We start from the raw sequence: 17,384 nt of genomic DNA on the forward strand, positions 1-17,384 counted from the left end.
TGGCGCGGGAACCGCAATCGCCCTTGGCCCGCTTTACCTGCCCATCGCGACGCGCCTAGAAGGTGCCTGCGCCGCGTGCGCCACTGTCTTGAGGAAACCCATGTCGATTTCGATCCAGTTCGCGTCCCAGCGGGGAACCGCCACCGCCCTCGTCCTGCCCATCGCCGCCGGCGGTCTGGCGCGGGTCGATGCCGCGGGTCTGGAGCCGCAGGTCGCCTCGCTGGTGGCGGGTGCCGCCAAGGCCGGGCGCTTCGACGGCGAAGCCGGGTCGATGGCCGAAATCTTCGTGCCGGGCGAGGGGGATAGCGCCGGTCGCGTCATCCTGCTCGGCATCGGCGACGGCGAAGGGCCGGCGCTCGAAAAGGCCGGCGGTGCGCTGACCGGCCGCTTCCTGCTGTCGGGCCTGACCGACCTGACCGTCGACTTCACCGGCACCGACGTGTCGGCCAGGGCCATCGCCCGCTTCGCGGCAACCGCGGCGCAGCGCGGCTGGCGGCAGGACGGCTATCGCACCAAGATGCCCGAAAAGTCGAAGCCGACGCTGACCGGCCTGACCATCGTCGGCGCGCCCGAGGGCATCGACGATGCCTTCGTCGCCGCCGATGCGATCACCAAGGGGCTGGACCTGACCCGCACCCTCGTCACCGATCCGCCCAACATCCTGTACCCGGTCAGCTTCGTCGAGAAGTGCCGCGAGCTGGAAGCGCTGGGCGTCGAACTGACGATCCTCGACGAACGGCAGATGGCCGAACTCGGCATGGGCGCGCTCTTGGGCGTCGGTCTGGGCTCCGAAAAGGAATCGCGCCTGCTCGCGATGCGCTGGACCGGCAAGGCCGAGGGCGATGTCGACCTCGCGCTGGTCGGCAAGGGCGTGACCTTCGACACCGGCGGTATTTCGCTCAAGCCCGGGCCCGGCATGGAGGACATGAAGTGGGACATGGGCGGCGCGGGCGCCGTCGTCGGCGCGATGAAGGCGCTGGCCAGCCGCAAGGCGAAGGCGAACGTCGTCGGCGTGGTCGGGCTGGTCGAGAACATGCCCGACGGCAAGGCGCAGCGTCCGGGTGACGTGGTGACGTCGATGTCGGGCCAGACCATCGAGGTGCTGAACACCGATGCCGAAGGCCGCCTCGTCCTGTGCGACGTGCTCACCTGGGTCCAGAAGACGCATCGCCCCAAGACCATCGTCGATCTCGCCACCCTGACCGGTGCGATGATCATCAGCCTCGGCAACGAACATGGCGGCCTGTTCGCCAACGACGATTCGCTGGCCGACGAGCTGCTCGCCGCCTCGCGCGAATCGGGCGACCTGTTGTGGCGCTTCCCGCTGTCGCCGGCGTACGACAAGCTGCTCGACAGCCCGATCGCCGACATGAAGAATATCGGCCCGCGCGGCGCCGGGTCGATCACCGCCGCGCAGTTCCTCAAGCGCTATATCGAGGACGGCGTACGCTGGGCGCATCTCGACATCGCCGGCATGGTGTGGGCCGACAAGCCCGGCAACCATCACGACAAGGGCGCGACCGGTTTCGGCGTGCGCCTGCTCGACCGGTTCGTGGCGGATAATTTCGAGCAATGACGTCATTCCCGCGCAGGCGGGAATCCATACACGCTGACGTCGCGGCTCCATCGCGATCGTTAGCGGCTATGGGTTCCCGCCTGCGCGGGAACGACGAAAGGGCGCGGACATGAAAGTCGACTTCTACCACCTGACCCGCAGCCCGCTCGACCGGGTGCTGCCGCGCATCGCCCAGCGTCTCCATGACGATGGCGAGCGCCTGCTGCTGCTGTCGGACGACGCCGACCAGCGCCGTCACCTCGACATGCTGCTGTGGACCTATGCCCCCGACAGCTTCCTGCCGCATGCCGAGGCCGGCTCAGGCGACGACGCTTGCCAAGCGGTGCTGATCGCCCCCGAACCGACCGACGCCAACGCCGCACGCAACGTCGCGATCGTCGACGGTCGCTGGCGCGACGAAGCGCTCACCTTCGACCGCGCGTTCCACTTCTTCGGCGAGGATCACATCGCCGCCGCCCGCACCGCATGGAAGGGGCTGGCCGACCGCGAGGACGTCGAGCGCCGCTACTGGCGGCAGGGTGACGGCGGCTGGGAGCAGGCGGCGTAACGCTTGCCTGTCGCGCGCCGCCCGACTAGGGGGACCGGCGACAATCCTTCCAACACCATAACGCAGGAGCCGCGACCACCATGGCCGCTACCCGTACCTTTTCGATCATCAAGCCCGACGCGACCCGCCGCAACCTGACCGGCGCCGTCACCAAGATGCTGGAGGAAGCCGGCCTGCGCGTCGTCGCCTCGAAGCGCATCCAGATGACCCGCGAACAGGCCGAAGGCTTCTACGGCGTGCACCGCGAGCGTCCGTTCTTCAACGACCTGGTGTCGTTCATGATCTCCGGCCCGGTCGTCGTGCAGGTACTGGAAGGCGAGAACGCCGTGCAGAAGAACCGCGACGTCATGGGCGCGACCAATCCGGCGAACGCCGAGCCGGGCACGATCCGCAAGGAACTGGCCGAATCGATCGAAGCCAACTCGGTCCATGGTTCGGATTCGGAAGAGAATGCGAAGATCGAGATCGACTTCTTCTTCAAGCCGGAAGAGATCGTCGGCTGATTTTGGTCGGTCGATGGAGACGGGCCCGCTTCCCATTGGGAGGCGGGCCTTTTTCTTTGTCTGAAGGCTCATACCACCCCACCCGTTCGGTTCGAGCAGCCTCGAGCCTGCCGAGTTTTGGGGAGAACGCGATTTTCTAATTTTGAAACGCGACCGCACATTTGTCCGATCGCTTAAATATATATGTAATGGTTCTATTTGCATTGATGTTGCGTTTGGTGCGAGTAAGTTTGCCTTGCGACTCACGTTGCAAAGGAAACAAGTATGACAAGATCTTCGAGAATGCGTCTATTTGTAGCTTGTGCCTTTTCGCTCGCAAGCACAATGTCTGTGCCGGCTTTGGCCGAGAGCAGGCAAGCTGTTTGCGCTCGCGCTGCGAAAAACTACTGCGATGCCAACCCCGACGAATACGCATCGTATCAGGAATGTGTTGGGACCGAGTACGAGGATTGTCTCGAAGGAATTCCTGGCCCCCCTTCGAAACCACCGACCGATCCGAACCCACCCTATTGTTGGCAGTACAACATTCAATGTCCGTAAATCACGGTGTGGGGTGCGGTTTGTACCGCACTCCACGAACAGCTAACTCCGAACGATACAACATGGTCGCGTAGCCGGACTGATCTACGCCACTTCATCGAATTGAAGTGAGCGCGATCCAGCGCCGCCGCTCGGCCCGCGCATCCTCCGCGCCGCTCACCGACCGCCCGCCTCCAGCAATGCGCGTGGTGCCGCCAGTTCCCAGCTGCGCGCGATGCGATCCTCGACGAGCGTCCAGTCGACATCGCCGGTCAGCGTTATCGCGACCCAGCCCTTCGCCGCGAGATAGGCGGGCAGGGAATAGGTGTCGGGTGCCGCCTCGATCAGCATCGCCTGTTCGTCGCTGCTGCCGGTCCGCACGCACAACACGGTGCGTCCGTCGCCATGATGGTCGTCGCGAAACTGCGCGAATTGCCGGTCGTGGACGAAGAAGGTCGGCTCACCGTGGGTGGTTCGCTCGTCCACCTCCGGCAACACCTTCACGGCCTCACGGATACGGTCGAGCATCTCGGTCATCGCGTCACAAACTCCGCCAGCGTTTGCGGGTAGAGGCGATGTTCCTCCACCAGCACCCGTGCCGCCAGACTGTCCGGCGTATCGTCGGGCAGGATCGGAACGCGCGCCTGCGCCAATACGCTCCCGGCATCCAGCTCTTCGGTGACGACATGCACCGAACAGCCGGCTTCGCGGTCACCCGCCGCGATCGCCCGCGCATGGGTGTCGAGGCCCTTGTAGGCGGGCAGCAGCGAGGGGTGGATATTGACGATCCGGTCGCGCCACTTCACCACGAAGTCACCGGACAACAGCCGCATATAGCCCGCCAGCGCGATCGTTTCGACGCCCGCCTCGCGCAGCGCGCCGTCGATCGCCGCCTCATACTCCGCCTTGGGGATACCCTTGGGCGAATGGGCGAAGGTCGCGATGCCCTGTTCGGCGGCATGGGTCAGGCCGGCGGCATCGGGCTTGTCCGACGCCACCAGCACGACCTCATAGGGACAGTCCGCCGCCTTCGCCGCCGCGACCAGTGCCGCCATGTTCGACCCGCGCCCCGAAATCAGGACGCCGACACGATGCCTAGCCAAGATGCGTCGCGCTCCAGTCGGCGCGCGCGCTCCACGTGCCCGCGCTGCCCTTCACGGTGCAGCCCTTGTCGCCCGCCTCGACCGTACCGATCCGCACGACCGTCTCGCCCGCTTGCGTCAGCGCTGCGGCGACCGCCTCGGCATCGTCGGCCGCGACCAGCACCGCCATGCCGATGCCGCAGTTAAAGGTCCGCGCCATCTCCTCCGGCTCGATATTGCCCTGCGCCTGCAGGAACGCCATCAGCCGCGGCTGTTCCCACGCATCGGCATCGACCTGTGCATGGGCACCCTCGGGCAGGACGCGCGGGATATTCTCCAGCAATCCGCCACCGGTGATATGGGCGAGGCCATGGATGCGCCCCTCGCGGAGCAGCGGCAGCAGCGACTTCACGTAAATTTTCGTCGGCGCCATCAGTGCGTCGATCAGCAGCACGTCCTGATCGAACAGGGCGGGGCGGTCGAGCTTCCACCCCTTGTCCGCCGCCAGCCGCCGCACCAGCGAAAAGCCGTTCGAATGCACCCCCGACGAGGCGAGGCCCAGGATCACGTCGCCGACCGCCACCTTGTCGCCGGTCAGCAACTGCTCGCGCTCGACCGCGCCGACGCAGAAGCCGGCGAGGTCGTAATCCTCGCCCTCGTACATGCCCGGCATTTCCGCCGTCTCGCCGCCGATCAGCGCGCAGCCGGCCTGACGGCACCCCTCCGCGATCGACCCGACGACGCGCTCGGCGGTCTCGGCGACCAGCTTGCCGGTGGCATAATAGTCGAGGAAGAACAGCGGCTCGGCACCCTGCACGATCAGGTCGTTGGCGCACATCGCGACCAGGTCGATGCCCACGCCGTCATGGGCGTTGTGCTCGATCGCGAGCTTCAACTTGGTGCCCACGCCGTCATTGGCGGCGACCAGCAACGGGTCCTTGAACCCCGCCGCCTTGGGATCGAACACCCCGCCGAACCCGCCCAGTTCGGCATCCGCCCCCGGGCGCCGCGTCGATTTCGCCAACGGCCCGATGGCACGGACCAGGGCATTGCCCGCCGCGATCGATACGCCTGCCTGTGCGTAGGTATAGCCGCCGCCGCGGTCCGCTTCGTTGCTCATGATTGCCGGTTAGCTACATCGCGCTTGGATTTCCACGCCTGCTTCGTCAAAAGGCGGCCATGACTTTGTATCAGCCCCGCCGCATCCTTGCCGCCGTCGCCTTGGGCGTCGTCGCCACGGGCGCGGTCGTGGCGCAACAAGGCGGCGTCGCCGCGATCGACAGCTCGGGCAGTTTCGAGGTGAACGGCGTGCGCGTCGATGTCGCCGGCCCCTCTGCTGATGCCGCCCGTACCGCCGGCTGGCGCATCGCCCAGCGCAAGGGGTGGCAAATGCTGTCGCAGCGCCTGACCGGGCAAGCCCGCTCGCTGCCCGACGGCACGCTCGATTCGCTGGTCAGCGGCATCGTCGTCGAAAGCGAACAGATCGGGCCGAAGCGCTACATCGCGCGGTTGGGCGTGCTGTTCAATCGCGGCCGTGCCGCGTCGATCCTAGGGATAGCCGGGGTTTCCGAACGCAGTCCCGCCATGCTCGTCCTGCCGCTCATCTGGGACGGTGGGACGGGCACGGTGTTCGAACGCGCAACCCCGTGGCAGGCGGCATGGGCGCGCTTCCGCACCGGCGGCAGCGTCATGGACTATGTCCGCCCCAGCGGCACCGGCGCCGACGGCCTGTTGCTGAACGCCGGACAGGTGACCCGGCGCGGGCGCGGCTGGTGGCGCACCGTCCTCAACCAATATGGCGCGTCCGACGTGCTGATCCCGCAGGTCCACCTGTACCGCCAATGGCCCGGCGGCCCGGTGATCGGCACCTTCACCGCCGGCTACGGCCCCGACAACCGCCTGCTCGGCAGCTTCTCGTTGCGGGTGGAGCAGGGCGACGCCGTCCCCGCGCTTCTCGACGAAGGCGTCCGCCGGATCGACGCAATGTATCAACAGGCGTTGCAGTCCGGCACGCTGCGCCCCGACGTCGTCCTCGCCGCGCCGCCGCCCGGCACGCCGGTCGCCCCGGTCGAGGAGGAAATCACCGACCTGACCCTGACCGATCCCACCGCCACGCCGACGCCCGCGCCTGCCGCCGAGGCGGTCACGCTGTCGATCCAGGCCGACACCCCCAATGTCGCTGCCGTCGAATCGACCGAAGCGGCGCTGCGTGCCGTTCCCGGCGTCCGTTCGGCCGCGACCTCCAGCCTTGCGCTGGGCGGCGTATCGGTGCTGCGCGTCACCTTCGACGGCGATGCCGCGATCCTTGCCGCCGCGCTGGAGGCCCGCGGCTGGCAAGTCCAGCAGGGTGAGGGCGCGCTTCGCATCCGCCGCCGTGCCGCCGCCGCCACGCCCCCGCCGCCCGCGAGTACGCCGCAGGGATGACCCAGTCGCGTACCGGATCGGCCCAGCTTTCCTTCTCGCTCGAACTGCCCGCCGGCGCCCGGCAGGACCTGTTCCTCGTCGGGCCGTCGAACGAAGCCGCCGTCCATCATCTCGACCATTGGGAGACGTGGCCAGTCAAGGCCGCGCTGCTGGTCGGCCCGCGCAAATCGGGCCGGACGCTGCTCGCCCGCTCGTTCGTCGCGCGCAGCGGCGGCACGATCGCCGACGATGCGGAGCGGTGGAACGAGACCGAACTGTTCCACGCCTGGAACCGCGCGCAGAGCGAAGGTCAGCCGCTGCTGATCGTCGCCGATGCCCCGCCGCCCATTTGGCGGATCGGCCTGCCCGACCTGCGTTCGCGCATGGGGGCGACGCCGGTGCTGCGGCTGGAAGCGCCCGACGAACTGCTGATCGAAACACTGCTGCAATATCTGTTCGACAGGAAGGAGCTCGTCGCCGCGCCGGATGTCGTGCGCTGGCTTGCCCGCCGGGTCGAACGGAGCCACCTTGCGGTGCTTCGGATCGTCGAGGCTTTGGAGGAAGATGCGATGTTGCGCTCGACGCGCCGTTTGACGATCCCGACCGCGCGCGCCGCGCTGTCCGACAGCCCGCTGCTCTTGGACCGCCTGCTGTGAACGATCCGGTCCCCTCCGCCCGCACCACGGTCGCCGCCGCGCCGGAAGCGCGCTACTTCAACCGCGAACTGTCGTGGCTGGCGTTCAACCGCCGCGTGCTGGACGAAGCGTGCAACCCCGACCATCCGCTGCTCGAAAGGCTCCGCTTCCTGTCGATTTCGGCCACCAACATCGACGAATTCTTCATGGTCCGCGTGGCCGGCCTGAAGGGGCAGCAGAACCAGGGCGTCGGCCATGAATCGGTCGATGGCCTCACCCCTTCGCAACAGCTGGCCGCGATCACCGTCGACGCCGCCGGGCTGGTCGACAGCCAGCAGCGCATCTGGCGCGACATCGCCGCCGCGCTGGCCGAAGCCAACATCTTCGTGCTCGGCGCCGACGAGATCCGCGGCGATACCGAAGTCTGGCTGGAACGCCATTTCCGCGACCAGATCTTTCCGGTCCTGACCCCGCAGGCGCTGGATCCGGCGCATCCGTTCCCCTTCATCCCGAACCTCGGCTCGGCGATGCTGTTCGACCTCATCCGCCGCTCGGACGATGTCGAGGTGCGCGAAGTCGTCCTGCTCCCGCCCGCCATGCCGCGCTTCGTCCGCCTGCCGGGCAAGGCCGCGCGCTATGTCGCGATCGAAACGATCCTGCGCCATTTCTCCGACCTGTTCTTTCCGGGCTACACCGTGCGCGCGTCGGCCGCCTTCCGCGTGATCCGCGACAGCGATATCGAGCTGGAGGAAGAGGCCGAAGACCTCGTCCTCTATTTCCGCACCGCCATCAAACGCCGCCGTCGCGGACGGATCATCCGCCTTGAAATCGAATCGGGCATCTCCGACGAACTGGTCCAGCTGCTGCGCGACGAAATGGGCGGCAGCGATGCGCTGATCACCGAAACCGGCGGGTTTCTCGGCATCGGCGACCTGTCGATGCTGGTCGCGGAGGATCGCCCCGACCTGAAATTCCCGCCCTTCTCCCCGCGCTTCCCCGAACGCATCCGCGAATATGGCGGCGACTGTTTCGCGGCGATCCGGGCGAAGGACATCGTCGTCCACCACCCGTACGAAACCTTCGACGTGGTGCTGGCCTTCCTCAAACAGGCCGCCGCCGACCCCGATGTCGTGGCGATCAAGCAGACGCTCTACCGCGCCGGCAAGCAGTCCGCCGTCGTCGCCGCGCTGGTCGCCGCTGCCGAAGCGGGCAAGTCGGTCACCGCCGTCGTCGAATTGAAGGCCCGCTTCGACGAGGAGCAGAATCTCAACCTCGCCTCGGTCCTCGAACGCGCCGGGGTGCAGGTCGTCTACGGCTTTATCGAGTGGAAGACCCATGCGAAGATCTCGATGGTCGTCCGCCGCGAGGAGCAGGGCTATCGCACCTATTGCCACTTCGGCACCGGCAATTATCATCCCGTAACCGCGCGTATCTATACCGACCTCAGCTTCTTCACCGCCGATCCGGTGATCGGACGCGACGCCGCGCAGGTGTTCAACTACATCACCGGCTATGTCGAACCGCAGGCGTTGCAACAGCTCGCCATTTCGCCGCGCGATCTGCGCAACCGGCTGGAGGCGTTGATCGAGGGCGAGATCCAGACCGCGCGGTCGGGCGGCGAAGGATCGATCTGGTTGAAGATGAACTCGCTGGTCGACCCGGCGCTGATCGACAAGCTGTATGAGGCGTCGGCGGCGGGCGTCCAGATCGACCTGATCGTGCGCGGCATCTGCTGCCTGCGGCCGGGCGTGCCGGGCATGTCCGACAACATTCGCGTCAAATCGGTCGTCGGCCGCTTCCTCGAACACAGCCGCATCTATTGCTTCGGCAACGGACAGGCGCTGCCCAATGACGATGCTTTGGTCTATGTGTCCTCGGCCGACTGGATGCCGCGCAATTTCGACCGCCGCGTCGAATATCTGCTGCCGATCAACAACCCGACCGTCCACGACCAGGTGCTCGATCAGGTGATGGTCGCCAACCTGCTCGACACCGAACAGACATGGGAACTCGGACCGGACGGCAGCTATCGCCGCGTCGCCAAGGGTGAGCGTCCGTTCAACCTCCACCGCTATTTCATGACCAACCCGTCGCTATCGGGACGCGGTGCCGCGATCGAAAGCGGGTCGGCGACGGTGCCGCAGAAATTGTCGCTCCGCGCGTGGCGGGCCGCACGGGACGGCGCGGTTTGATCCGCCTGCCCTGGGCCAGCCGCCCGGTCAGCGCGGCGCATAGTGCGATCATCGACATCGGGTCGAACTCGATCCGGCTCGTCGTCTATGGCGGGCCGGAGCGCATTCCGGCCACGCTGTTCAACGAAAAGGTGCTGGCGGGCCTCGGGCGTTCGCTGGCGGAAACCGGGCGGATCGATCCGGAGGCGATGGCGCTCGCCGCCACCGCGCTGCGCCGCTTTGCATGGCTGACCCGCGAAATGGAGGCGGAGGTGGTACGCACCGTCGCGACCGCCGCCGTCCGCGATGCCGCCAACGGACACGAACTGGTGGCGCTCGCCGAATCGCTCGGCCTGACGGTGGAAACGCTGTCGGGCGAGGAGGAGGCACAGGCTGCCGGCAACGGCGTGCTATCCGCCATTCCCGACGCCGACGGGATCGTCGGCGATCTGGGCGGGGGCAGCCTCGAACTGGTGCGGGTGAAAAACGGCAAGATCGGCGACCGCGTGTCGTTTCCGCTGGGCGTGCTGCGCATCGGCGCGATCCGCGACCGCCGCGCGGGCGAACTCGACCGCGTGGTGCAGCGGCTGGTGACCGAAGCCGGCTGGGCCGGGCGGGGGAAGGGGCTGCCCTTCTATCTCGTCGGCGGGTCGTGGCGGGCGCTCGCCCGGTTCGACATGCACCTGACCCACTATCCGCTGCCGATCGCGCACGGCTACACCATGTCGCTCGCCCGCATCGCCGAACTCGAACGGATCATCGCGCAGACGCCCCGCGCCGAGCTGAAGGCGGTGCCGAACCTGTCGGGCGGACGCCTGCCGACGCTCGACAATGCGACCGCCGTGTTGGCTGCGATGGCCCGGCATCTCGGTAGCGCGACGACGATGATTTCCGCCTATGGCCTGCGCGAAGGGCTGCTCTATGCCGCGCTCCCGTCGTCGGTCCGCAAGCAGGACCCGCTGATCGTCGCCGCGCATGACGAAGGCGCGCGACAGGGCCGCTTCGTCGAACATGGCGACCTACTCCACAAATGGATCGCGCCACTCTTTCCCGACGACGCCCCCGCCGCGGTGCGCCTGCGCCACGCCGCCTGTCTGCTGGCCGATGTGGGCTGGCACGCGAACCCCGAATTCCGCGCCGAACGCGGCATGGAGATTGCGCTGCACGGCAACTGGGTCGCGATCGACGCCGCCGGTCGTGCGATCGTCGCGCAGGCGCTGCACAGCTGTCTGGGCGGCGGCAGCACCGACGGCCCGCCCGAACCGCTCGGTCGCCTGGCGCCGATCGCCGCGCTGGAGGCGGCGCACCGCTGGGGCCTTGCCATGCGTCTGGGCCAGCGTCTCAGCGGCGGTGTCGCCACCCCGCTCCAGCGCACCGACGTCCGCCGCAAGCGCGGGCAGCTGGAACTGATCGTCCCCACCGCCGACACCGCGCTCTACGGCGAAGCGGTGCAGAAGCGCCACCGCGCGCTGGCGAGCGCCATGGGCATGGACGCGGCGCTGGTCACCCGCTGAGGCGTCGCTTTCCTACAGCGCATTGTTCTGCGAGGCTGGCGACGCTCTTTCACATCGTCGCAGCCCTACCGAGCATCGCGGACGCTCGCCCCGTCGCAAACCGTCAACTTCGGCGCAAAAGGTTACGCTTAAGTTGCTAGAATAACATGATAATCCTGTCGCGAAAGTTTCGACGTCCTGTCAACTTCGCAAACTTCCACGCCTCAGCCGCAGCGGAATCCAGCCACCATATTCTTCTCATCGATGGCGATGTTCAGCCGATCGGGCCGGAAATCCATCGTCACCGCCATCCCCGGCCGGATCGCCCGCACGGTCCTCGCCTTCGCCCGCGCCCTGGCATCCGCTTCCAGTGCCGGGGTGAAGGACTTGCCGACCAACGCGGCAAGCGCCGTAGTCTCGCATGCCCCGCCGGGAAGCTCCGGCGCGGCCGGCGCGGGATCGCCCGCCGTCTGCTGCGTCGTCGTACAGGCGCCCAGCGCCATGGCTACGATCAGGATGGTCGGCTTCATTCCACTACCTCCGCTCGGGTCATCTTCAGCTTTCCACCCAGCACGGTGAACCCAAGCTGACCCTCGACCAGCGCCAGCGCGTCGCGGCCGAACTGTTCGAACCGCCAGCCATTCAGGATCGAGAGCCCGTCGCGCTGCCCGGCGGCGAGCGCTTCCAGATCGTCCGACCGCGCCAGCAGCCGCGATGCGACCTTGATCTCGTTCGCCCGGATCTTCAGCAGCAGTTTCAGCAGGTCGGCGACCAGCGCGCCTTCCTTGCCCAGCGCGGGTTTGCGCTCGTCGCGGCCCGGCATTTCCCTCGCCGGCAACGGTTCGGCATCGGCCAGCGCCGCCATCATCCGTCCGCCGATATCGTTGTGCGCCCATGCCGCCGACAGCCCGCGCACCTTCGCCAGATCGCCCTGCCTGCGCGGCGGATTGCCGGCCAGATCGGCGATCGTCTCGTCCTTGACGATCCGTCCGCGCGGGAGATTCTTCCCCTGCGCCTCCAGCTCGCGCCACTTGCCCAGTGCCTTCAACCGCCCCAGCACTTCGGGCTTGCGGCTGTTGACCCGGATGCGCTGCCACACCTGTTCGGGATCGTTGAAGTAATTGGCCGGATCGGCGATCCGCTCCATCTCCTCGTCCAGCCACAGCCCGCGCCCGGTCTTGCGCAGCTTGGCCAGCATCTTGGGAAAGATCACCGACAAATGGGTCACGTCGGCGATCGCATAGTCGATCTGCCGGTCGTCCAGCGGCCGCCGCGACCAGTCGGTGAACCGCGCCCCCTTGTCGACCGTAATCCCCAGATAGGCGTCGACCAGGTTCGAATAGCCGACCTGCTCCCCCTGACCCAGCGCCATCGCCGCCACCTGCGTATCGAACAGGGGGAAGGGGGTCTTGCCGGTCAGGTTATAGACGATCTCGATATCCTGCCCGCCGGCGTGGAAGACCTTCAGCACGTCCTCGTTATCGGTCAGCAGGTGGAGCAGCGGCGTCAGGTCGATCCCCGGCGCCATCGGATCTATCGCGGCGGCTTCCTCGGTATTGGCGATCTGGATCAGGCAGAGTTCCGGCCAATAGCTGTTCTCGCGCATGAACTCGGTGTCGACGGCTACGAAGTCGGACTGGGCGAGGCGGGTGCAGAGGGCAGCGAGGGTCTGGCTGTCTTCGATCAACGGATGGATATGCATCACGCCCGCATAGCAAGGTTCCCCGCCTTGACAAAAGGGGGTGGGGGAGGGAAGCGGCCAATCAACAATTCAACCGTCATCCCCGCGCAGGCGGGGATCCATACACGCGAACGTTCGCGTGAGAGCCGCACCGTCAGCGGCTATGGATTCCCGCCTGCGCGGGAATGACGACCAAGCAAGGTTACGTTTGATGCACGCCTATCGCACCCATAACTGCGGCCAGCTCACGGACGCGAACGACGGCGATACCGTCCGCCTGTCGGGCTGGGTGCATCGCAAGCGCGACCATGGCGGCGTGCTCTTCATCGACCTGCGCGATCATTACGGCATTACCCAGATCGTCGCCGACAGCGATTCGCCCGCGCTCGCTTTGCTCGAATCGGCGCGCACCGAATCGGTGCTGACGATCGACGGCAATGTGAAGCTGCGCAGCGAGGCGACCCGGAATCCGAACCTCGCCACCGGCGCGATCGAAATCTACGCCCGCGCCGCGACGCTCCAGTCGGCGGCGCAGGAACTGCCGATGCCGGTCGCGGGCGAGGCGGAGTATCCGGAAGACATCCGCCTGCGCTACCGCTTCCTCGACCTGCGTCGCGAGCGGCTGCACGCGAACATCCTGCTGCGCTCGAACGTCATCGCGTCGCTGCGTCGCCGGATGATCGATCAGGGCTTCACCGAATTCCAGACGCCCATCCTGACCGCCTCGTCGCCCGAAGGCGCTCGCGACTATCTGGTGCCCAGCCGCGTCCATCCGGGCAAGTTCTATGCGCTGCCGCAGGCGCCGCAGATGTTCAAGCAGCTGCTGATGGTCGCCGGCTTCGACCGCTATTTCCAGATCGCACCCTGCTTCCGCGACGAAGACGCCCGCGCCGACCGCAGCCCCGGGGAATTCTACCAGCTCGATTTCGAAATGAGCTTCGTGACGCAGGAGGACGTGTTCGCCGCGATCGAACCCGTCCTGCACGGCGTGTTCGAGGAATATGCCAACTGGCAGGGCAAGGGCCGCACCGTCAGCCCGCTGCCGTTCAAGCGCATCCCCTACCGCGATTCGATGCTGAAATACGGCAACGACAAGCCCGACCTGCGCAACCCGCTGGTCATCACCGACGTGTCGGACCTGTTCGTCGGATCGGGCTTCGGCCGTTTCGCCTCGATCGTCGAGGCGGGCGACGTCGTTCGCGCGGTGCCGGCGCCGAACACCGCTGACAAGAGCCGCAAGTTCTTTGACGACATGAACGCCTGGGCGCAGTCCGAAGGGTTCGCCGGCCTCGGCTACGCCACGCGCAAGGGCGGCGAATGGGGCGGCCCGATCGCCAAGAACCATGGCGAGGAAGGCATGGCCAGGATCGCCGAGGCGCTCGGCCTCGGCCCCGATGACGGCGTGTTCTTCGCCGCCGGCAAGGAAGCGCAGGCGGCCAAGCTCGCCGGCCTTGCCCGCACCCGCGTTGCCGAGACGCTGGGGCTGATCGACGACAAGCGGTTCGAATTCTGCTGGATCGTCGACTTCCCGATGTTCGAATATGACGAGGACGCGAAGAAGGTCGATTTCAGCCACAACCCCTTCTCGATGCCGCAGGGCGAGATGGAAGCGCTGGAGACGATGAACCCGCTCGATATCCTGGCCTACCAATACGACATCGTCTGCAACGGCGTGGAGCTGTCGTCGGGCGCGATCCGGAACCATCGTCCGGAAATCATGTACAAGGCGTTCGAGATCGCCGGCTACTCGCAGGCCGACGTCGACACGAACTTCGCGGGCATGATCAACGCCTTCAAGTTCGGCGCCCCGCCGCACGGCGGCTCTGCGCCGGGCGTCGACCGTATCGTCATGCTGCTCGCCGACGAGCCGAACATCCGCGAGGTCATCACCTTCCCGATGACGCAGAAGGCGGAAGATTTGATGATGGGCGCGCCCAATTATGCGACGCCCAAGCAGTTGCGCGAACTGAACATCCGCGTGACTGTCGACGGTCCGAAGGAGTAAATCCTCCCCGGGACGGGGAGGGGGACCGGCCGCAGGCTGGTGCAGGGGGCTACCCTGTTCCACCACCGTCGCGGTTGCGGCGATCCCCCTCCACGATGCGGTGCATGGTCCCCCTCCCCGCGAAGCGGGGAGGATTTGAAGGGCTCAAGCGTTCTCGAACGTATCGCCTTCAAGGACGCGCAGCCGCCCGTCCTCGATCGCGAAGACCGCGCCGTGGAGCTTGAGCTTGCCGGCCTCGACCCGTTCCTTGACGAACGGGAAGGTCATCAGGTTCTGAAGCGAGACCTTCACGCCCTCCTGCTCCAGAGCCTTCTGCCCTTCCGGCCCGGTGCCATGTTCCGCGACGACCTTCTCGCGCGCATCGTCGAGCAGGTCGATCCAGTGCGCAACGAAGCCGCCTTCACCCGGTTTGGTATTGGCCAGCGACTGGGTGAGGCAAGCGTTGACGCCACCGCACGCGCCATGGCCGAGGACGAGAACTTCTTCGACCTCCAGCTTCGTCACCGCAAATTCCAGCGCCGCCGAGACGCCATGCCGACCGCCATCGTCCTCGAACGGTGGCACGAGGTTGGCGACGTTACGCACCACGAAAATCTCGCCCGGCCGTGCGCCGAAGATCGTTGCCGGATCGACGCGGCTGTCCGAACAGGCGATCACCATCACCTTCGGGCTCTGCCCGGTGGCCAGTTCGCTCCAGCGCTCGCGCTCCTGCTGCCATTCGGTGCCGCGGAAGCGATAATAACCCTCTTTGAGGTCGCTGAAGTGCATCAGTGGGTCTCCATGTTTGGTATAAATCTTCCCTCGGTCGCTAGACGCACAGGCGACGCGATCGTTGCAGGCGGTTGTTCGTTTGCCCGTCCGTCGCTATCTGGCAGCCATGAACGAGATGACGCCGCTGCCCCGCCCCGAGCGGACCCGCAAGCCCGACTGGATTCGCGTAAAGGCTCCGACCGGGAAGGTCGTGCAGGAAACCCGTGCGCTGATGCGGTCGAAGAGCCTGACGACGGTGTGCGAGGAAGCGGCCTGTCCGAATATCGGCGAATGCTGGTCGAAAAAGCACGCGACCGTCATGATCCTCGGCGACACCTGCACGCGGGCCTGCGCCTTCTGCAACGTGAAGACCGGCATGCCGCGCGCGGTCGACCCGATGGAGCCACAGCATGTTGCCGAAGCGGCGGCGGCGATGGGCCTCAATCACATCGTCATCACGTCGGTCGATCGCGACGACCTGCCCGATGGCGGCGCCAGGCAGTTCGTGAAGGTGATCGAGGCGATCCGCGCCGCGAACCCGACAACGACGATCGAGATCCTGACCCCCGATTTCCGTAACAAGCACGAAGCGGCAGTCGAGATGATCGTCGCGGCGCGCCCGGACGTCTACAACCACAATCTCGAAACCGTGCCGCGCCTCTACCCGACGATCCGGCCGGGCGCCCGCTATTACGCGTCGCTGCGCCTGCTGGAGAGCGTCAAGAAGCTCGACCCGTCGATCTTCACCAAGTCGGGCATCATGCTCGGCCTCGGCGAAGAGCGGCTTGAGGTGCATCAGGTGATGGACGACATGCGATCGGCCGATATCGATTTCCTGACCATGGGCCAGTATCTGCAACCGACGCCCAAGCACGCCAAGGTCATCGACTTCGTCACGCCCAAGGCGTTCGACGGCTTCGCCGCCATCGCCCGTGCCAAGGGCTTTCTGCTGGTCGCATCCTCGCCGCTCACCCGGTCGAGCTATCACGCCGGCGACGATTTCGAACGGATGCGGGCGAACCGTGACGCCAAGCTGGGCGTTGTTCGCGCCTGATGCCCAAGCATAGCGAAACCCGCCACCTGCCCTACACGCCGGAGCAGATGTTCGACCTGGTCGCCGATGTGGCGCGCTATGGCGAGTTCCTGCCCTGGGTCAGCGCGATCCGGGTGCGGTCGGATAGCGAAACCGAAATGGTCGCCGACATGATCGTCGGGTTCAAGGGCCTGCGGGAGAGCTTCACGTCGAAGGTGCAGAAGGAGCGCCCCAACCATATCCGCGTCGACTATCTCGACGGGCCGCTCAAATATCTCAACAACGACTGGCGGTTCAAGCCGGATGGGCAGGGTGGCACGCTCGTCGACTTCTGCGTCGATTTTCAGTTCAAGAACCGCGTGTTCGAAATGCTGGCGGGACAGGTGTTCGACCGCGCGCTGCGCAAGATGATCGGCGCGTTCGAGGATCGCGCCGCCGCGCTTTACGGCGATTCCGGCACGGGTTCCTCGGGCGCCACTTCCGGCGGCAGCAGCAGCTCGAGCGCGCACAACGCCGCCTGAAGGCGGATTTTCCCACGCCCCAGGTCGCCGAACTGGCGCAGGTCGGCAACGACCTTCGCCGGATCGCCGCCCTTTTCCGCGCGCGCGAACACGACGGTACCGACCGGCTTCTTCTCGCTGCCGCCACCGGGACCCGCGACGCCGGTGATCGCGACCGCGACGTCAGCCTGCGTCACCTCCAGCGCCCCCTGCGCCATGCTCCATGCCGTCGCGATGGATACGGCACCGAAGGTCTCGATCACGTCGGAGCTGACCTTGACCAGCTCGATCTTCGCCTCGTTCGAATAGGTCACGAACCCGGCTTCGAACACGTCGGAGCAGCCGGGGATCTCGGTGATCGCCGCCGCGACTAGTCCGCCGGTGCAGCTCTCGGCCAGTGCGACGCGGCGGCCGGCGTTGCGGTTCTCGTCGACCACGCGACGCGCGGCTTCGATCAGTTCGGGGGGTAGAATGCTGTCCATGCTA

At 66.5% G+C, this 17,384-nt stretch carries 17 protein-coding genes; 10 read left to right on the top strand and 7 right to left on the bottom strand.

The window, feature by feature from the left end:
• Nucleotides 1–100: 100 nt before the first annotated feature.
• The 3 genes from CA237_RS03290 (at nucleotide 101) to ndk (ending at nucleotide 2,626) form a co-directional block, all read left to right on the top strand.
• Nucleotides 101–1,576, top strand: a complete 1,476-nt coding sequence (locus tag CA237_RS03290; RefSeq protein ID WP_126012794.1) for a leucyl aminopeptidase — start codon at nucleotides 101–103, stop codon at nucleotides 1,574–1,576.
• A 109-nt stretch (nucleotides 1,577–1,685) separates the two neighbouring features.
• On the top strand, nucleotides 1,686–2,123 hold the full coding sequence (locus CA237_RS03295; protein WP_066687854.1) for a DNA polymerase III subunit chi: 438 nt from the start codon (nucleotides 1,686–1,688) through the stop codon (nucleotides 2,121–2,123).
• A gap of 80 nt (nucleotides 2,124–2,203) precedes the next feature.
• Nucleotides 2,204–2,626: a nucleoside-diphosphate kinase gene (gene ndk, locus CA237_RS03300; RefSeq protein WP_066687857.1), complete on the top strand. Its 423-nt coding sequence runs from the start codon at nucleotides 2,204–2,206 to the stop codon at nucleotides 2,624–2,626.
• A 696-nt stretch (nucleotides 2,627–3,322) separates the two neighbouring features.
• On the opposite strand, the gene CA237_RS03305 is transcribed toward ndk, so the two are convergent.
• The 3 genes from CA237_RS03305 to purM are packed head-to-tail and all read right to left on the bottom strand — an operon-like array spanning nucleotide 3,323 to nucleotide 5,347.
• On the bottom strand, nucleotides 3,323–3,682 hold the full coding sequence (locus CA237_RS03305; RefSeq protein ID WP_066687858.1) for an MmcQ/YjbR family DNA-binding protein: 360 nt from the start codon (nucleotides 3,680–3,682) through the stop codon (nucleotides 3,323–3,325).
• Nucleotides 3,679–4,200, bottom strand: a complete 522-nt coding sequence (gene purN / locus CA237_RS03310) for a phosphoribosylglycinamide formyltransferase (protein ID WP_126012843.1) — start codon at nucleotides 4,198–4,200, stop codon at nucleotides 3,679–3,681. Before purN ends, CA237_RS03305 begins: the two co-directional genes overlap by 4 nt.
• A 40-nt stretch (nucleotides 4,201–4,240) precedes the next feature.
• Nucleotides 4,241–5,347, bottom strand: a complete 1,107-nt coding sequence (purM, locus tag CA237_RS03315; RefSeq protein WP_126012797.1) for a phosphoribosylformylglycinamidine cyclo-ligase — start codon at nucleotides 5,345–5,347, stop codon at nucleotides 4,241–4,243.
• Between the two features lie 59 nt (nucleotides 5,348–5,406).
• Between purM and CA237_RS03320 the strand changes: the two genes are divergently transcribed.
• The 4 genes from CA237_RS03320 to CA237_RS03335 are packed head-to-tail and all read left to right on the top strand — an operon-like array spanning nucleotide 5,407 to nucleotide 10,950.
• The gene (locus CA237_RS03320) at nucleotides 5,407–6,651 is read left to right on the top strand and encodes a hypothetical protein (protein WP_066687864.1); all 1,245 of its coding nucleotides are present in this window, start codon (nucleotides 5,407–5,409) and stop codon (nucleotides 6,649–6,651) included.
• Nucleotides 6,648–7,286 (top strand): chromosomal replication initiator DnaA, encoded by a 639-nt coding sequence (locus tag CA237_RS03325; RefSeq protein WP_066687867.1) that lies wholly within the window; start codon nucleotides 6,648–6,650, stop codon nucleotides 7,284–7,286. Before CA237_RS03320 ends, CA237_RS03325 begins: the two co-directional genes overlap by 4 nt.
• Nucleotides 7,283–9,457, top strand: a complete 2,175-nt coding sequence (locus CA237_RS03330) for an RNA degradosome polyphosphate kinase (protein WP_066687869.1) — start codon at nucleotides 7,283–7,285, stop codon at nucleotides 9,455–9,457. Before CA237_RS03325 ends, CA237_RS03330 begins: the two co-directional genes overlap by 4 nt.
• Nucleotides 9,454–10,950, top strand: a complete 1,497-nt coding sequence (locus CA237_RS03335; RefSeq protein ID WP_232307840.1) for a Ppx/GppA family phosphatase — start codon at nucleotides 9,454–9,456, stop codon at nucleotides 10,948–10,950. Before CA237_RS03330 ends, CA237_RS03335 begins: the two co-directional genes overlap by 4 nt.
• A 203-nt stretch (nucleotides 10,951–11,153) precedes the next feature.
• Here the strand turns inward: CA237_RS03335 and CA237_RS03340 are convergent, their stop codons facing one another.
• Nucleotides 11,154–11,459 carry an I78 family peptidase inhibitor gene (locus CA237_RS03340; RefSeq protein ID WP_126012800.1) on the bottom strand — a complete coding sequence of 102 codons (306 nt, stop codon included), beginning with the start codon at nucleotides 11,457–11,459 and terminating at the stop codon, nucleotides 11,154–11,156.
• Nucleotides 11,456–12,631: a ribonuclease D gene (gene rnd, locus CA237_RS03345; protein WP_066687875.1), complete on the bottom strand. Its 1,176-nt coding sequence runs from the start codon at nucleotides 12,629–12,631 to the stop codon at nucleotides 11,456–11,458. The genes CA237_RS03340 and rnd overlap by 4 nt, the downstream gene beginning before the upstream one ends.
• A 190-nt stretch (nucleotides 12,632–12,821) precedes the next feature.
• Here rnd and aspS point away from each other — a divergent pair, with 190 nt between their 5' ends.
• Nucleotides 12,822–14,615 (top strand): aspartate--tRNA ligase, encoded by a 1,794-nt coding sequence (aspS, locus tag CA237_RS03350; RefSeq protein ID WP_066687878.1) that lies wholly within the window; start codon nucleotides 12,822–12,824, stop codon nucleotides 14,613–14,615.
• 144 nt (nucleotides 14,616–14,759) lie between these two features.
• Here the strand turns inward: aspS and CA237_RS03355 are convergent, their stop codons facing one another.
• Entirely contained in the window at nucleotides 14,760–15,386 is a 627-nt protein-coding gene (locus tag CA237_RS03355; protein ID WP_126012803.1) for a carbonic anhydrase, read from the bottom strand.
• 106 nt (nucleotides 15,387–15,492) lie between these two features.
• Here CA237_RS03355 and lipA point away from each other — a divergent pair, with 106 nt between their 5' ends.
• On the top strand, nucleotides 15,493–16,419 hold the full coding sequence (lipA, locus tag CA237_RS03360; protein WP_066687890.1) for a lipoyl synthase: 927 nt from the start codon (nucleotides 15,493–15,495) through the stop codon (nucleotides 16,417–16,419).
• Nucleotides 16,419–16,919: a type II toxin-antitoxin system RatA family toxin gene (locus CA237_RS03365; protein WP_066687893.1), complete on the top strand. Its 501-nt coding sequence runs from the start codon at nucleotides 16,419–16,421 to the stop codon at nucleotides 16,917–16,919. The genes lipA and CA237_RS03365 overlap by 1 nt, the downstream gene beginning before the upstream one ends.
• Here CA237_RS03365 and CA237_RS03370 read toward each other — a convergent pair.
• A complete protein-coding gene (locus CA237_RS03370) occupies nucleotides 16,841–17,380 on the bottom strand; it encodes a CinA family protein (RefSeq protein WP_066687901.1) in 540 nt (179 codons plus the stop codon). The two genes, CA237_RS03365 and CA237_RS03370, sit on opposite strands and share 79 nt — an antisense overlap.
• Nucleotides 17,381–17,384: the final 4 nt, after the last annotated feature.

Source organism: Sphingomonas sp. ABOLH (genome assembly GCF_003951715.1).
GTDB lineage: Bacteria > Pseudomonadota > Alphaproteobacteria > Sphingomonadales > Sphingomonadaceae > Sphingomonas > Sphingomonas hankookensis_A.

Excerpts from the sequence above, each read along its gene's own strand:
- rnd (WP_066687875.1), bottom strand. The coding sequence starts at position 12,631 with ATGCATATCCATCCGTTGATCGAAGACAGCCAGACCCTCGCTGCCCTC.
- lipA (WP_066687890.1), top strand. The coding sequence starts at position 15,493 with ATGAACGAGATGACGCCGCTGCCCCGCCCCGAGCGGACCCGCAAGCCC.
- CA237_RS03340 (WP_126012800.1), bottom strand. The coding sequence starts at position 11,459 with ATGAAGCCGACCATCCTGATCGTAGCCATGGCGCTGGGCGCCTGTACG.
- aspS (WP_066687878.1), top strand. The coding sequence starts at position 12,822 with ATGCACGCCTATCGCACCCATAACTGCGGCCAGCTCACGGACGCGAAC.
- CA237_RS03320 (WP_066687864.1), top strand. The coding sequence starts at position 5,407 with ATGACTTTGTATCAGCCCCGCCGCATCCTTGCCGCCGTCGCCTTGGGC.
- CA237_RS03305 (WP_066687858.1), bottom strand. The coding sequence starts at position 3,682 with ATGACCGAGATGCTCGACCGTATCCGTGAGGCCGTGAAGGTGTTGCCG.
- CA237_RS03295 (WP_066687854.1), top strand. The coding sequence starts at position 1,686 with ATGAAAGTCGACTTCTACCACCTGACCCGCAGCCCGCTCGACCGGGTG.
- purM (WP_126012797.1), bottom strand. The coding sequence starts at position 5,347 with ATGAGCAACGAAGCGGACCGCGGCGGCGGCTATACCTACGCACAGGCA.
- ndk (WP_066687857.1), top strand. The coding sequence starts at position 2,204 with ATGGCCGCTACCCGTACCTTTTCGATCATCAAGCCCGACGCGACCCGC.
- CA237_RS03325 (WP_066687867.1), top strand. The coding sequence starts at position 6,648 with ATGACCCAGTCGCGTACCGGATCGGCCCAGCTTTCCTTCTCGCTCGAA.
- purN (WP_126012843.1), bottom strand. The coding sequence starts at position 4,200 with ATGGCGGCACTGGTCGCGGCGGCGAAGGCGGCGGACTGTCCCTATGAG.
- CA237_RS03290 (WP_126012794.1), top strand. The coding sequence starts at position 101 with ATGTCGATTTCGATCCAGTTCGCGTCCCAGCGGGGAACCGCCACCGCC.
- CA237_RS03365 (WP_066687893.1), top strand. The coding sequence starts at position 16,419 with ATGCCCAAGCATAGCGAAACCCGCCACCTGCCCTACACGCCGGAGCAG.
- CA237_RS03370 (WP_066687901.1), bottom strand. The coding sequence starts at position 17,380 with ATGGACAGCATTCTACCCCCCGAACTGATCGAAGCCGCGCGTCGCGTG.